Source organism: Methylibium sp. T29, assembly GCF_000576205.1.
Classification (GTDB): Bacteria; Pseudomonadota; Gammaproteobacteria; order Burkholderiales; family Burkholderiaceae_C; genus Methylibium; species Methylibium petroleiphilum.
The window spans coordinates 1-14,684 of sequence record NZ_AZND01000081.1; the positions used below are offsets into that span (position 1 = coordinate 1).

13 protein-coding genes and 3 pseudogenes are annotated in these 14,684 nt (G+C 68.6%); 2 read left to right on the top strand and 14 right to left on the bottom strand.

Annotated features, from left to right (window positions below):
* The 3 genes and pseudogenes from x551_RS11435 to purE form a co-directional block, all read right to left on the bottom strand.
* On the bottom strand, positions 1 to 662 hold a 662-nt coding region (locus x551_RS11435; protein WP_036248581.1), incomplete at its 3' end, for an L-threonylcarbamoyladenylate synthase.
* Between the two features lie 5 nt (positions 663 to 667).
* Positions 668 to 1,860, bottom strand: a pseudogene (locus x551_RS11440) (5-(carboxyamino)imidazole ribonucleotide synthase).
* A 46-nt stretch (positions 1,861 to 1,906) separates the two neighbouring features.
* Entirely contained in the window at positions 1,907 to 2,386 is a 480-nt protein-coding gene (gene purE, locus x551_RS11445) for a 5-(carboxyamino)imidazole ribonucleotide mutase (protein ID WP_036230014.1), read from the bottom strand.
* A gap of 108 nt (positions 2,387 to 2,494) precedes the next feature.
* Between purE and x551_RS11450 the strand changes: the two genes are divergently transcribed.
* Positions 2,495 to 3,439 (top strand): tetratricopeptide repeat protein, encoded by a 945-nt coding sequence (locus x551_RS11450; RefSeq protein WP_036248584.1) that lies wholly within the window; start codon positions 2,495 to 2,497, stop codon positions 3,437 to 3,439.
* Positions 3,440 to 3,475: 36 nt separating this feature from the next.
* Here x551_RS11450 and x551_RS11455 read toward each other — a convergent pair whose 3' ends face one another.
* The 11 genes and pseudogenes from x551_RS11455 to def form a co-directional block, all read right to left on the bottom strand.
* Entirely contained in the window at positions 3,476 to 4,579 is a 1,104-nt protein-coding gene (locus x551_RS11455) for a hypothetical protein (RefSeq protein ID WP_152543494.1), read from the bottom strand.
* 40 nt (positions 4,580 to 4,619) lie between these two features.
* Positions 4,620 to 5,522 carry a phosphoribosylaminoimidazolesuccinocarboxamide synthase gene (locus tag x551_RS11460; RefSeq protein WP_011827893.1) on the bottom strand — a complete coding sequence of 301 codons (903 nt, stop codon included), beginning with the start codon at positions 5,520 to 5,522 and terminating at the stop codon, positions 4,620 to 4,622.
* Between the two features lie 37 nt (positions 5,523 to 5,559).
* Positions 5,560 to 6,623: pseudogene (gene fba / locus x551_RS11465) on the bottom strand (class II fructose-bisphosphate aldolase).
* Between the two features lie 111 nt (positions 6,624 to 6,734).
* Entirely contained in the window at positions 6,735 to 8,165 is a 1,431-nt protein-coding gene (gene pyk / locus x551_RS11470; protein WP_148210992.1) for a pyruvate kinase, read from the bottom strand.
* Positions 8,166 to 8,228: 63 nt separating this feature from the next.
* On the bottom strand, positions 8,229 to 9,422 hold the full coding sequence (locus tag x551_RS11475; protein WP_011827890.1) for a phosphoglycerate kinase: 1,194 nt from the start codon (positions 9,420 to 9,422) through the stop codon (positions 8,229 to 8,231).
* 69 nt (positions 9,423 to 9,491) lie between these two features.
* Complete coding sequence (locus tag x551_RS11480) at positions 9,492 to 9,824, bottom strand: AzlD domain-containing protein (RefSeq protein WP_011827889.1); 333 nt, start codon at positions 9,822 to 9,824, stop codon at positions 9,492 to 9,494.
* A pseudogene (locus tag x551_RS11485) lies at positions 9,821 to 10,623 on the bottom strand (AzlC family ABC transporter permease). Before x551_RS11485 ends, x551_RS11480 begins: the two are co-directional and overlap by 4 nt.
* Before the next feature lie 82 nt (positions 10,624 to 10,705).
* Positions 10,706 to 11,080: a hypothetical protein gene (locus tag x551_RS11490; protein WP_011827887.1), complete on the bottom strand. Its 375-nt coding sequence runs from the start codon at positions 11,078 to 11,080 to the stop codon at positions 10,706 to 10,708.
* A 107-nt stretch (positions 11,081 to 11,187) separates the two neighbouring features.
* Complete coding sequence (gene htpX, locus x551_RS11495) at positions 11,188 to 12,039, bottom strand: zinc metalloprotease HtpX (RefSeq protein WP_011827886.1); 852 nt, start codon at positions 12,037 to 12,039, stop codon at positions 11,188 to 11,190.
* A 79-nt stretch (positions 12,040 to 12,118) separates the two neighbouring features.
* Complete coding sequence (gene fmt, locus x551_RS11500) at positions 12,119 to 13,066, bottom strand: methionyl-tRNA formyltransferase (RefSeq protein ID WP_036229992.1); 948 nt, start codon at positions 13,064 to 13,066, stop codon at positions 12,119 to 12,121.
* A 10-nt stretch (positions 13,067 to 13,076) separates the two neighbouring features.
* Positions 13,077 to 13,589, bottom strand: a complete 513-nt coding sequence (gene def / locus x551_RS11505; protein ID WP_036229995.1) for a peptide deformylase — start codon at positions 13,587 to 13,589, stop codon at positions 13,077 to 13,079.
* Between the two features lie 319 nt (positions 13,590 to 13,908).
* Between def and x551_RS11510 the strand changes: the two genes are divergently transcribed.
* A partial coding sequence (locus x551_RS11510; protein ID WP_253950358.1) for a LysM domain-containing protein occupies positions 13,909 to 14,684 on the top strand: 776 nt, incomplete at its 3' end.

Here is a 14,684-nt window from a genome sequence, read left to right on the forward strand (position 1 = left end):
CTGCCGGCCAGCGCGTCGGCGGCATCGAGCAATCGCTCGCCGGCTGCCGCCTCGATGCGCTCGCGCGGCAGCACGCCGGGGCGCAGCAGCACCGGATGGTCGCGCGTGCAGTCGACGATGGTGGACTCGATGCCGACCTCGCAATCGCCACCGTCGAGCACCACGAGCGCCGCATCGAACTCGCCCTCGACGTGCGCCGCGCGCGTGGGGCTGACGCGGCCATAGCGGTTGGCGCTGGGGCCGGCGACGCCCGGCACGCCGAGCGCTGCAGCCGAGCGCAGCAGCGCCTGGGCCACCGGATGCGCGGGGCAGCGCAGGCCGATGCTGGGCTGCCCACCAGAAGCGGCAGCAGCCACGCCGGCGCGGCGCGACACGATCACGGTCAGCGGCCCGGGCCAGAAGGCGGCGATCAGCCGCTGCGCCAGCGGCGGCAGTTCGGCCGCAAAGGCCTGCGCTCCGGCGGCATCGGCCACGTGCACGATCAGCGGATGGTCGGCCGGCCGGCCCTTGGCGGCGAAGATCTTCGCGACGGCCGCATCGTCGTCGGCTCGCGCGCCGAGGCCGTAGACCGTTTCGGTGGGAAAGGCGACGAGTTGTCCGGCCGCGAGCAGCCGGGCGGCTTCGGCGACCGCCTCGGGGGCATGACCGTCGAGCCGCGGCATGTTCTTCAGAACGCCGGCAGGCCGAGCCGCTCCGCCGCCCGCAGCGCGGTCGCGCGCGCCGCCTCGGGCGTGTCGGCAGTCAGCGTCAGGTGACCCATCTTGCGACCGCGCTGGGCGCTGCTCTTGCCGTACAGGTGCAGGTGCGCGCCCGGCAGCGCCAGCACGGCGGCCCAGTCGGGCGTGCGCTCGCGGCCGTCGGCATCGAACCACAGGTCGCCGAGCAGGTTGAGCATGACCGCCGGCGAATGCAGGCGCGGCGCGACCAGCGGCAGCCCGGTCATGCAGCGCACCTGCAGTTCGAACTGCGACACGTCGCAGGCATCGATGCTGTAGTGGCCTGAGTTGTGCGGCCGCGGCGCCATCTCATTGACCACCAGCGTGCCGTCATGGAGCACGAAGAACTCGACGCACAACACACCGACGTAGCCCAGACCTTCGGCGATGCGGCCGGCCGCATCGCGCGCCGCTGCGGACAGCGCCGCGGGGACATTCGGCGCCGGGACTTGCGTCACCGCCAGGATGCCGTCGCGGTGCAAGTTCTGCTGCACCGGCAAGGAGACCAGCTCGCCGTCGGCATTGCGGGCCAGGATCACGCTGATCTCGAAGGCCAGCGGCAGCAGCCTCTCGAGCACGCAGGGCGCGCGCTTGAGTTCGTCCCAGGCGAGTGCGAGCTCGGCGCGGGTCGCCACGCGGCGCTGGCCCTTGCCGTCATAGCCCAGGCGAGCGGTCTTCAGGATGCCCGGCAACAACACCGCATCGACCCCGACCAGCTGCTCGGGCGTCTCGATGAGCGCATGCGGCGCACATGGCACGCCGCACTGCTCGAAATGCCGCTTCTCGCGCGCGCGGTCCTGGCACACCGCCACCGCCTCGGCGCCCGGCGCCGCCGGCAGGTGCGCCCCAGCGTGTAGAGCGCGCCGGCCGGCACGTTCTCGAACTCGGTGGTGATCGCGGCGCAGCGCTGCAGCATCTGCGCCAGGCCCTGCTCGTCGAGGTAGTCGGTCTGCACATGCACGTGCGACACGAGGCCGGCCGGGCTCGCCACGTCCGGGTCGAGCACGGCGGTGAAGTAACCCAGGCGCTGCGCGGCGTGCACGAACATGCGGCCCAGTTGGCCGCCGCCCATCACGCCGAGTGTGCTGGCCTGGGCACCGGCGGCGACGGCCGCGGGCAGAAGGGTCTTGTGGTGGCTCGACATCGGCGGAGCTTTCAGCGGGACCGACCGTCGCGGGCCGGCCAAGACGTCAGGAGGGTGAGTGCTTCGACAAGGCGGCGCTTTGCGCACGCGCTGCCTCGGTCTGGCGGGCGCGCCAGGCATCGAGCTGTTCGCGCAGGCTCGGATCATCGTGCGCCAGCAGGGCCACCGCGAACAGCGCCGCGTTGGCCGCGCCGGCCACGCCGATCGCGAAGGTGGCGACCGGCACGCCCTTGGGCATCTGGACGATCGAATGCAGCGAATCGACGCCCTGCAGGTGCTTGCTGGGCACCGGCACGCCGAGCACCGGCACTGGCGTCTTGGCCGCCAGCATGCCGGGCAGGTGGGCCGCACCGCCGGCGCCGGCGATGATGGCGCGCAACCCGCGACCGCGCGCCGCCTCGGCGTACGCGAACATCTCGTCGGGCATGCGGTGCGCCGAGACGACCTGCGCTTCGAAGGGCACGCCGAACTCGGTCAGAATATCGGCCGCATGGTGCATGACGTCCCAGTCGCTGCTGGAGCCCATCACCACGCCGATCAGGGGAATCGCTGCGTTCACAGCCGCTCCGGTTCCGGAAAACCCCAAATTGTAGGCGGCGCTTGGCTTTGCGGCCGGCGACCCCAACTGACTCAGATGATCGACATCACCCTCCAGAACTTCGAAGCCGAGCTGATCCAAGCGTCGATGCAGACCCCCGTGCTGCTCGACATCTGGGCGCCGTGGTGCGGACCGTGCAAGTCGCTCGGCCCGGTGCTGGAGAAGCTGGAAGCGGATTACGCGGGTCGCTTCGCGCTGGCCAAGCTCAACAGCGACGACCAGCCCGACATCGCAGGCCAGTTGAGCCAGGCTTTCGGCGTGCGCTCGATCCCGTTCTGCGTGATGTTCGTCGGCGGCCAGCCGGTCGACGGCTTCGTGGGCGCGCTGCCGGAGGCGCAGATCCGCAGTTTCCTCGACAAGCATGTGCCGAGCGAAGACGCACTGGCGGCGGAAGAGGAGGCCCTGGAGGCCGAGCAACTGGCCGCCGAGGGCGACAACGATGCCGCGCTCGCCAAGCTGTCCGACGCCCTGGCGATCGCGCCGGGCGACGACGCGATCCGCGCTGACTACGTGAAACGCCTGCTGGAGGCCGGCCGCACCGCCGACGCGCGCCGCGTGTACGAGCCGCTGGCGCCGAAGGCGATCGTCGACGCACGCGCCAGCGCGCTGGGCCTGTGGCTCGACGCCTGCGAGGCAGCCGAGCGGGCCCGTTCGCCGGAGGCGCTGGCCGCGGCGATCGGTGCCGACAGGCGCGACTTCGCGGCGCGCTTCGAGCTGGCGCAGACGCTGCTCGCCGCCCAGCGGCCGACCGAAGCGATGGACGAACTGCTCGAGATCCTGATGCGCGACAAGGCCTGGTCCGACGAGCGTGCGCGCAAGCTCTATGTCGCCATCCTCGAGCTGCTGAGCAAGCCTCCGCCGAAGGTCGCCTCACCCGCCGAGGCCAAGGGGACACTGGAGATCGCCGGCAAGGCCGCCGCCGTGGCCAGCGACCCGGTGGTCGACGGCTACCGCCGCAAGCTCAGCATGGTGCTGTTCTGATTTTTACCTGACCCCGCCGCCGGGCGGCCGCTGCCCTCAGCCGGGGCTTGCGGACGTGCCGAAGGTGGCGTCCAGCACGGTGACGATGCGCGCCTTCTCGGCGACATGGCGCTGCCAGTGCTCCTGGGCCAGGCGGCCGTGCCGCTCAGCGGCCTCGGGCTCGCCCAGCAGTTCGTGGACCTGCGCCAGCCGCCCGTGCGTCAATGCCACGTCGTCCAGATCGCACTCCGGCCGAAGCGCGGCCACCGCCGCCTTGGCCTGCTCGCGCGCGTGCGCGGGCTGCGCCAGCTTGGCACGGCACCAGGCGACATCCGCGCGCAGGCTGCACTCCAGGCGGCCCAGGCCGGTGGCCAGCGCATCGCCGAAATGCGCCTCGAACAGCACCAGTGCCTCGGCATAGCGCGACTGCGTCACCAGCGTCTGGGCGCGCAGGATCGGCCGCAACACGGCCAGCGCGGTGCCGCCCATGCGATCGTCGAAGTGACTGGAGGATTCGGCCGCCGTCAGCGCTTGCAGCGCCACGTCGCTCTGCTTCGCGTCGTCGGCGAACACGGCGGCCATGCGAGCCTGGTCGCTGCGCAGGGCGGCCATGTTGTGCATCAGCGCGCTGATGGTCGCCGCGTCGCCTTCCGCGCTGGCGTGCTGGCGCGCCTTCGCGTACCAGCCCTGCGCCCTGTCGATGCGGCCACCGTAGTGATAGGCCATCGCGACCACCAGGCAGGCCCGCGAGCGGGCCGAGTGATGGTCGGGCGCGGCGAGTCGCAGCGCCTGCGAAGCGTTGCGGGCGATGCCGTCGATGTCGGAGTGCACGTAATCGAGATGCGCCATCCAGGCCAGACTCACGGCCTGCAGCGGCATGCGGTTGGCCGACAGGCTCAGTGCCCGCGCCTGCTGCAGCTTGACGCGCGCCTGACCGCTCAGGTCGCTGAAGTAATCGACCATCGCATCGGCCAGACAGAGGGCGGCCGCGGTGGCCGCATCGGGCCGCGACTGGTGCCGCCGTTGCAACGTCGTCAAGGCACTGCGCGCCTCGTCGACGCGGCCTTCGCGCGCCAGCAATCCGACCCGCTCGGCACGCAGCACATCGGCTTCGACCGGATTCGCCGTCTGCGCGATCGCAGCGTCTAGTTGGGCTAGCAAGCGCGAGTTCATGCAGGGCCGGCTCGGAGCCAAGTGCCGTTCAGGCCGTTAGGCGTTCGAGGGCTTCGCGGTACTTTGCTGCCGTCCGCGCCACCACGTCGGCCGGCAACGCCGGGGCCGGCGCCTGCTTGTTCCACGGTCGGCCGTCGACCACGGCCTGTTCAAGCCAGTCACGCACGAACTGTTTGTCGTAGCTCGGCGGGTTGATGCCCTCGGCATAGCCTTCCACCGGCCAGAAGCGCGAGGAATCGGGCGTCAGTACCTCGTCCATCAGCGTCAGGGTGCCGGCTTCGTCGAGGCCGAACTCGAACTTCGTGTCGGCGATGATGATGCCCTTGCCGAGGGCGAAGGCCGCCGCCGTCTCGTAGAGCGCGATCGCCACGCGCCGCACCTGCTCGGCCAGCGGGGCACCGATGATCTCGACCATGCGCTCGAACGGGATGTTCTCGTCGTGCTCACCCATCTCGGCCTTGGTGGCCGGGGTGAAGATGGGCGACGGCAGCTTGCTGGCGTTCTTCAGGCCGGGTGGCAGCTTCACGCCGCAGACCTGGCCGTTGTGCTGGTATTCCTTCCAGCCCGAGCCCGCCAGGTAGCCGCGCACCACGGCTTCCACCGGCAGCGGCTTCAGGCGCTTGACGAGCATCGAGCGGCCCGTGACCTGGGACCGCTCCGCCGCGCTGACCACACTTTCCGGAGCGTCCCCGGTCAGATGGTTGGGCACGATGTGGCCGAGCCGCGCGAACCAGAACAGCGCCATGCGCGTGAGCAACTCGCCCTTGCCCGGAATGGGCTCGCCCATCACCACGTCGAAGGCGCTGAGCCGGTCGCTCGCGACCATCAGCAGGCGGTCGCTGCCGACCGCATAGTTGTCGCGCACCTTGCCGCGCGCCAGCAGAGGCAGCGATTGCAGACGGCTTTCGAGCAGCGGAGTGGTGGCGGACATTGGAGGCGGGGCGCGGTGACGAGGAGACTGTGAAGACTTACTGAACGACCTGGGCGAGTTCTCCCTTGGCGTACTTGGCAGCCACCACGGAGAGCGTCTCGCCCTTGATCTTGGGTGCCTGACCCTCACAGCCGAACTCAACGTAGCGCTGCTTGCAGATGGACTTGGCCGCGGCCGTTGCCGGCTTCAGGTACTCGCGCGGATCGAACTTGCCGGGGTTCTCGACGAAGAACTTGCGGATCGCCGCAGTCATCGCAAGACGGATGTCGGTGTCGATGTTGATCTTGCGTACGCCGAACTTGATGCTTCCTGGATCTCCGACACTGGCACGCCGTAGGTTTCCTTCATGTCGCCGCCGTACTTTCGGATCTCGGCCAGCAGATCCTGCGGCACGCTGGAGCTGCCGTGCATCACCAGGTGAGTGTTGGGGATCCGCGCATTGATCTCCTTGATGCGCTTGATCGCCAGGATGTCGCCGGTGGGCTTGCGCGTGAACTTGTAGGCGCCGTGGCTGGTGCCAATGGCAATGGCCAGCGCGTCGAGCTGGGTGCGCTTGACGAAGTCGGCCGCCTCTTCAGGGTCGGTGAGCAACTGCTCCACGGTCATCGTGGCGTCGGTGCCGTGACCGTCTTCCTTGTCACCCTTCATCGTCTCGAGCGAGCCGAGGCAACCGAGTTCGCCTTCGACCGTCACGCCGAGCTTGTGCGCCATGTCGACAACCTTGCGGGTCACCTCGACGTTGTAGTCGTAGCTGGCGATCGTCTTGCCGTCGGCCTGCAGCGAGCCGTCCATCATCACCGAGCTGAAGCCCAGGTCGATGGCGCCCTGGCACACGTCGGGGCTCTGGCCGTGGTCCTGGTGCATGACCAGCGGGATGTGCGGCCAGGTCTCGATCGCCGCCTGGATCAGGTGCTTGATGAAGTTCTCGCCGGCGTACTTGCGCGCACCGGCGCTGGCCTGCAGGATCACCGGCGCGCCGACTTCGTGGGCGGCACTCATCACGGCCTGCACCTGTTCGAGGTTGTTGACGTTGAAGGCCGGGATGCCATAGCCCTGCTCGGCGGCATGATCGAGCAGCTGGCGCATGGAAACGAGGGGCATGGGGATCTCCGAAAGTCGACAGCGAAAGGAGCGGCAGGCCGGACGGCGAGCCCGCGAAACCCTGATTTTAGGCGTCCGATCGGCGCCGGAGACCGTCCGTGACCCCCTTGCTCAGGCGACTCGGCAAACCTTGAGCATGTTGGTACCGCCCGGGTAGCCCATCGGCTCGCCGCACGTGATGGCGTAGGTGTCTCCCGGCTTGAGCACGCCACCGTCCACCAGCAGCGCCTCCGCCTTCGCGAGGGCCTCGTCGCGGTCGGTGTACGACGGCATCAGCAGCGGACGCACGTTGCGATACAGCGTCATCTTGCGCTGGCTGGTCTGCTGCGAAGTCAGCGCGAAGATCGGCACGTGGATCTTGTGGCGGCTCATCCACAGCGCCGTCGAGCCCGATTCCGTCAGCGCGACGATCGCCTTGCAGCCCAGGTGGTGGGCGGTAAACAGCGCACCCATCGCGATGCTCTGGTCGATGCGGCCGAAGCGCTTGTTGGTGAAGTCGGCGTCCAGCGCCACGTCCTCGGCCCGTTCGGCTGCCAGTGCGATGGCGGCCATCTGTTCGATGGTCTCGACCGGGTACTTGCCGGCCGCTGTCTCGGCGCTGAGCATCACCGCATCGGTGCCGTCGAGCACGGCATTCGCGACGTCGCTCACCTCGGCGCGCGTCGGCACCGGGTTGACGATCATCGACTCCATCATCTGGGTCGCGGTGATCACCACCTTGTCGAGCTCCCGGGCGAGCTTGATCATCTTCTTCTGCAACGCCGGCACCGCGGCGTTGCCGACCTCGACCGCGAGGTCACCGCGCGCCACCATGATGCCGTCGCTGGCCTTGAGGATCTGCTCAAGCACGGGGATGGCCTCGCTGCGCTCGATCTTCGCGATCAGCGCCGGCTTGTGACGCCACGGCTCACCGGCCACGTTGGCCAGCTGCCGGGCCATCTCCATGTCGGTCGCGCTCTTGGGGAAGCTGACCGCGAGGTACTCGCACTGGAAGCTCATCGCGGTCTTGATGTCCTCCATGTCCTTCGCGGTCAGCGCCGGCGCCGTGAGGCCGCCGCCCTGCTTGTTGATGCCCTTGTTGTTGGACAGCTCGCCGCCGATCTTCACGACGGTGTGCACCGCCTCGCCGATCACCTTGTCGACGGTCAGCACGATCAGTCCGTCGTTGAGCAGCAGCGTGTCGCCCGGCTTCACGTCGCGCGGCAGCGACTTGTAGTCCAGGCCGACCGCCTGCAGGTCGCCCGGCTCGCTGCGGGCGGCGTCCAGTACGAACGCCGCGCCAGGCTCCAGCATCACCTTGCCCTGCGCGAACTTGCCGACACGGATCTTCGGCCCTTGCAGATCGGCCATGATCGCGACCTCCTTGCCGGCGCGCTGCGCCACCTCGCGCACCAGGGCGGCACGTGCGATGTGGTCCTGCGCGCTGCCGTGCGAGAAGTTCAGCCGGACGACGTCGACGCCGGCGGTGATCATGCGTTCAAGCACGTCGGGCGTGGACGAGGCGGGGCCGAGGGTGGCGACGATCTTGGTGGCGCGGTGCATGGTCATGTGAAGAAGATTCCGATGAAGCGAGGGGCGCCGCAGCGCCCCGTGTCGTCATGCCGCTCAGCCGGCGGCCCGCTGCTCGAGGATCTCGAAGGCCGGCAGGGTCTTGCCCTCCAGCACCTCGAGGAAGGCGCCGCCACCGGTGGAGATGTAGCCGATGTCCTTCTCGATGCCGTACTTTGCGATCGCCGCCAGTGTGTCGCCGCCGCCGGCGATGCTGAAAGCCGGCGAATGGGCGATGGCCGCAGCCAGCGTGCGCGTTCCGCCGGCGAACTGGTCGTATTCGAACACGCCCATCGGCCCGTTCCAGACCACCGTGCCGGCGCGCGCGATGATGCCGGCCAGCTCGGCCGCGGTGCGCGGGCCGATGTCGAGGATCAGGTCATCGGGCCGCACCTCGGTGGCGGTCACCTTGTTGGCGCGTGCGATGGCAGAGAACTCGTCGGCCACGACCACGTCGATCGGGATCGGCACCGCGGCGCCACGCGCCTTCATCATGTCGATGATGGCGCGCGCCTCATCCACCAGATCGGGCTCGGCCAGCGACTTGCCGATGGACAGACCGACCGCCAGCATGAACGTGTTGGCGATGCCGCCGCCGACGATCAGCTGGTCGACGTTGGCCGCCAGCGACTTCAGGATCGACAGCTTGGTGCTGACCTTGGAGCCCGCCACGATGGCCACCAGCGGGCGCTTCGGGCTCTTCAGGGCCTTGGTGATGGCGTCGATCTCGGCCGCCAGCAGCGGGCCGGCACAGGCCACCTTGGCGAACTGCGCAATGCCATAGGTCGAGGCCTCGGCGCGGTGCGCGGTGCCGAAGGCGTCGTGCACGAAGATGTCGCAGAGCGCGGCCATCTTCCGGGCCAGCGTTTCGTCGTTCTTCTTCTCGCCCTTGTTGACGCGGCAGTTCTCGAGCAGCACCAGTTCACCCGGCGCGACTTCGACACCGCCGGTCCAGTCCTGCAGCAGCGGCACCTTGCGGCCCAGCAACTCGGCCAGACGGCGCGCGACCGGCGCCAGGGAGTCCTCGGCCTTGAACTCGCCCTCGGTCGGACGGCCCAGGTGCGAGGTCACCATCACGGCCGCACCGGCCGCCAGCGCCATCTCGATGCAGGGGATCGAGGCGCGGATGCGGGTGTCCTCGGTGATGCGCCCGGCGTCGTCCTGCGGCACGTTCAGATCGGCCCGGATGAAGACACGTTGGCCGGCGACGCGACCTTGCTGGATGAGATCGGAGAACCGCAGAACCTTCAAAGACTGACTCCTCGGATGGTGGGGAAAACGAAGGGAATGGCGAGTGGCGCGCGTTCCGGCCGCCGTGGACTACCAGCCCAGCACCAAGCGCAGGGGCAGCAGCACGGCCATGCCGGTGATGATGGTGCCCAGAATGCCGCGGCGCCAGAAGAAGTAGGCCGTCGCAGCCGCGGCCGCATAGACCCTGGCGTCATGCCAGGGCTCGGCGATCAGTTGTCCCTGGCTCATGGCGATCTCCGGCACCACGACCGCGGCCAGCGCGGCGAGCGGCGCGTAGCGCAGGCCGCGCTTTACCCAGTCGGGCAGCGCCAGCTCGCGGTCGGACAGGAAGAAGAACGAGCGGGTGACCACGGTGATGACCGTGAGCCCGGCAATCGTGAGCAGGAACTCACCCGTGCTCAAGCGACGCACTCCTTGTCGCGCGCGTGGGCGTCGAGACGGCGCGCGCCGGTGCGATCCAGCCAGGCACGAAGCCGACGGCCGGCGTCGTCACCGCCATCGATCATCAGCCCGATGCACACGGCCGCGGCGATCGCCACGACGATGTAGAGCTTGAACGGCAGCGCGAAGGCCGCGACAGCTGCGGCCCCGGCCACGACCGCCGCCAGCAGCGTGGCACGGTCCGACACCAGCGAATAGGTCAGGCCGAGCAGGGCCAGCGTACCGGCGAAGCCAAGCCCCCAGTGGGTAGGCACCACGTCCGCCAGCAGAATGCCGATCACCGAGGAATCTGCCAGGCGAGGTAGTTCGCGCTGACAGATCCCCAGAAGTACTCGATCTGCCCCTCCGGCACATCGCCGTCCGTCGGAGGCACCGCATAGCGCCGCATGAACAGCACATAGTTGAGGTCACCCGAGAAGTAGCCCAGCATCAGGCGCTGCTTCAAGGGAAAGCGCATGAAATAGGGGCGCCACTGCGCGCTGAAGATCACGAAACGCAGGTTGACGCAGAAGGCCGTGGCCCAGATCACCCAGACCGGCGCGCTCAGGGCGATCAGCGGGATGGTGGCGAGCTGCGCGCTGCCGGCGAACACCGTGAAGGTCATCAACAGGGCGAGCGGTACCGACAGACCGCCCTTGACCATCGCGACGCCCGTCACCAATCCCCAGGCGGCGATGCCCAGCGAAACCCCGGCCATTTCGCCCAGTCCGGTGCGGTAGGCCGGGTGACGCAGCACGGAGCGCAGGGAGGGCATCGACATGCGCTCGATTGTCCCACCGGTCGGGCGGTCTCACCGCCCTGCAGCGGCCACCACTTGCGTGACGCAAAACGCCGCTGGCGCTTCAGGACGTATGTGACTTGCGCTTGTCTGCCTTGGGTTCAGCCGGGATCGGCGCCGCTGCATCGGTCTTCGCGACCTCCGATTCGACCGGCTTGCTGCCCGGCCGCTGTATCTGCGGCGCCACAGCGTCGAGCTTGTTCTCGCGCATGTACTCGTCCATCTCGCGCCAACCGGCAAAGACGGCAGCGCGCTGCGCCTTGGCATTGAGCGCGTAGCAATCCTCGATGGCCCGCCCGGCATGCCGACAGGCGCTGCCAATGGCCTTGCCGTCGGCTTCTTTCAGAGCCGCCGTCTTCTCGGCGGCCTCGGTGCCGAGCAGGTCGCAACCGGCGAGCAGCGCCAGGGCGATCAGGGGAAGGATACGGAGGGGCGACATGATGGATGCGGACAGGCTTCGCAGGCTTATCGGTCACGCCGCCCGTCACTTGAGCCCGCCGACAAAAAGGGCCCTGCGGAAGCGGCCCCCTCACGTCGGCGCCGGTGTCAGACCCGTTGGGGAACCATGGCCATCAGCTTGGCCACGCGCTCCTCGGTGGCCGGGTGGGTGCTGAACAGGCCGCGCAGCCCACCGCCGGACAGCGGATTCATGATCATCATCTGCGCCGTCTCCGGATGACGCTCGGCCGCCTCCAGCGGGATCCCCTGGGCATAGCGCTGGATCTTCTGCAGCGCGCTGGCCAGGGCCTGCGGATCGCCGGAGATCTCGGCGCCGCCCCGGTCGGCCTCGAACTCGCGGGCCCGGCTGATCGCCATCTGGATCAGGCTGGCTGCCAGCGGCGCCAGCAGCATCACCAGGATGCCGGCGATCGGGTTGGCTGGCCGACCGTCGCTTCCACGGCCGCCGAAGAACATCGCGAAATTGGCCAGCATCGAGATGGCGCCGGCCATCGTCGCGCTGATGGTGCTGATCAGGATATCGCGATGCTTCACGTGCGCGAGCTCGTGTGCCATGACGCCGCGCAGTTCACGCTCGGACAGCACACGCAGGATGCCGGTGGTGGCCGCCACCGCAGCGTTCTGGGGATTGCGGCCGGTCGCGAACGCGTTCGGCGCGTCCTCGTTGATCAGGTAGACCTTGGGCATCGGCAACTCCGCCTTCGCGGCGAGCTCTCGCACCATGCCGTAGAACTGCGGCGCGGAGGACGCATCGACCTCCTGCGCGTTGTACATCTTCAGCACCATCTTGTCGCTGAACCAGTAGCTGAAGAAGTTCATGCCGAGCGCGACCACCAGCGCGATCGCCATGCCCTGCTGCCCGCCCAGCACCGAGCCGATGGCCATGAACAGCGCCGTGATGGCGGCCATCAGCACGGCGGTCTTCATCAGATTGAACATGTTTCCAGCTCCTGCGCCACGCTGGCGCCCAGGCATAGATGCGGGACAACTCGGGGAGTTCAATCCCCGCACCGCACCATCACAGTGTTGCACCGACCTGCAGTGTCGACCGAACCGCCAGGAAATCCCGCGCCCCGACGCGCCGGCCGCCGGGACGCTGCAGCTGCAGCAGGTCCAGCGACAGGTCACCGCAGGCAACCCGCAGCACGCCCTCGGCAGCGCTCAGCACCGTGCCGGGCGCGCCTCGCTGCGGGGCCACCGCGGCTCGCCACAGCTTCACTGTCTCGCCGGCCTGCTGGAAACTGGCCCCGGGAAAGGGATCGAAGGCGCGCACACGGCGCTCGATCTCCTCGGCCGGCCGCGACCAGTCGATCGCCGCCTCCGCCTTGTCGATCTTGTGGGCATAGGTCACGCCCTCCGCCGGTTGCGGACGCCGCACCAGGCCTCCGCAGGCGGCGGCCTCGAGCGCTTCGACGATCAGCCGACCGCCGAGCGCCGCCAGGCGGTCGTGGAGCGTCGCCGTGCTGTCGTCGGATCGGATGGACTCGCGCTCGGAGAGCAGCATGTCACCGGTATCCAGGCCTTCGTCCATCTGCATGATGGTGATACCGGTCTCCGTATCGCCGGCCTCGATCGCCCGGTGGATCGGTGCTGCCCCGCGCCAGCGCGGCAGCAAGGAGGCATGGATGTTCAGGCACCCACGCGCCGGCAGCTTCAGCACCCAGGCCGGCAGGATCAGGCCATAGGCAGCCACCACCATCGCATCGAGCTGCGCCGCCTCGAGCGCTTCGCGCGCCGCGCTTGCGTCATCCGGGTACTTGCCGTCCAGCCGCAGGCTGCGCGGCTGCGTCACGGCCAGGCCGCGCTCCACGGCCAGCGCCTTGACGGCCGAGGCCTGCAACTTGAGCCCGCGCCCCGCCGGTCGATCGGGCTGCGTCAGCACCAGCGGAACGTCGAACCCGGCGTCCAGCAACTGTCTCAGCGCAACACGCGCGAACTCGGGCGTGCCGGCAAATGCGATGCGCACGCAGTCCGCCTCAGTCTCGCGCCTCGTCGCGCGTTTTTTTGAGCATCTTGCTCTTGATGCGGTTGCGCTTGAGCGGGGACAGGTACTCGACGAAGACCTTGCCCATCAGGTGATCCATCTCGTGCTGAACGCACACCGACAGCAGTTCCTCGGCATCGAACTGGTAGGCCTGCCCGTCCCGCCCCAACGCCCGGACCGTGACCTTCGCGTGGCGAGGGACCTTGTCGTAGATCTGCGGCACCGACAGGCAGCCCTCGTCCCCCACGACCATCTCGTCGCTGACCTGCAGCAACTCGGGGTTGATCAGCACCCGGGGCTCGTCGCGATCGTCGGAAACGTCGATGACGATCACGCGCTCGTGCACGTCGACCTGGGTCGCCGCCAGTCCGACGCCCTGGGCGTCGTACATGGTCTCCAGCATGTCGTCGACAAGTTGGCGCACGCGCTCGTCGACTTCCTTTACCGGTTTGGCCACGGTGTGAAGGCGGGGATCGGGATAACGCAGGATGTCGAGCAACGGCATGGCAGAGTAACGAAATGCTTCGGGACGGTGTGGGCCACAAGCAACGAGCGGGCGTGAAGGGCTACCGATGGCTGCACCCGCGCGCCCGGCGGTTTCATTGCGGCATCAAGGTTTATGGGCAGAATCTTCGAAACGAAGTGAGGATTTTCGCCCAACCGGCAGGGTCGGGTACAAGCCTCACAAAGACCACAGGGCGCCGGGGAGCTTGGAGCCGGCCGTCCACGGAGAGAGCTCGATGACACGAATTGCCCCCGCTGCACGCCGACCCCTCGGTGTGGTTGCCACTGCTCTCTTGTCCGCCCTGACGGCCGGCGTCTCGATGACCGCCGCCGCGGCGGAGCCCAATTTCCCCATCACCGCCCAACAGCGGAGTACTGCCCAGCAAGTCGCGCAGGCCGGCGTGCCGCTCTCCGAACTCGCGCCCAACGCCCCCGACACCTACACCGTCAAGCGCGGCGACACGTTGTGGGACATCTCCGGCGTGTTCCTGAAGCGGCAGTGGCGCTGGCCCGAGCTGTGGGGCATGAATCTCGACCAGATCCGCAACCCGCACCTGATCTACCCCGGGCAGCAACTGCTGCTTGAAAGGGATGGCGACCGCGCCCGCCTGCGCATGGCGGGCGGTCCGAACGGTACGCTGAAGCTGTCGCCGAGGGTCCGCGATGCTGGGGCCTCGGACGGCCCGATTGCCTCCGTCCCGCTGAAGTTCATCGAAGGTTTCCTCAACGATGCGGTGATCTTCGACAGCGACGAACTCGATCGTGCGCCGCGCATCGTCGCGGCCCAGGAAGGGCGTGTACTGCTCGGCAAGGGCGACGCCGCCTACGTGCGGGGCGACCTGACCAATGTGCGGGAATGGCGCGTTTTCCAGCAGCCCAAGGCACTGCGCGACCCCGACACGAACGCCATCCTCGGTTACGAAGGCACCTACGTCGCCACGGCCGAATACGAGAAGGAAGGCGGCACCAACAGCCAGGGCGAGGTCGTCCCGGCCACGTTCCGCATCACGTCCGCCAAGCTGGAGGCCAACGTGGCAAACCGCTTGGCCCCGGCGCAGGCCAAGGATTACACGCCTTATGTGCCGCGGCCACCCGC